Below are 268 nucleotides of genomic sequence, written 5' to 3'. Positions count from 1 at the left end.
TCCCGAGTTGGCCCGGCTCCCACTGCAAGGTGTTGGCATATGTACCCACCTGGGCCGTGCAAAGCGTAGCAACGGACCACCGATCACAATCCAGTCGCGATACCGTGAGCACCGGTTTACACGGCGCCAACGTATCGCCCGGCTGTACACAAATGCGCTGCGAGTAGTTCTCCAGCGGTTCGGGTATACGCTGCGGGTTGCCATAGCCCCCGCGCGTCAGGATGCGATAACAGTAGGCCGTGCCGGAAGTAAGACCACGGTCCACGTA

Annotated in this window: 1 protein-coding gene; it reads right to left on the bottom strand. The window is 60.8% G+C overall.

What is annotated here, in order from left to right:
• Positions 1-268: hypothetical protein (locus KK062_RS30345; RefSeq protein WP_254088126.1), on the bottom strand; the 268-nt coding region annotated here is incomplete at both ends.

The sequence above is a fragment of the Dawidia cretensis genome (genome assembly GCF_018598175.1).
In the GTDB taxonomy this organism is placed as follows: domain Bacteria; phylum Bacteroidota; class Bacteroidia; order Cytophagales; family Cyclobacteriaceae; genus Ohtaekwangia; species Ohtaekwangia cretensis.
This window is presented reverse-complemented; position numbering and strand designations above follow the sequence as displayed.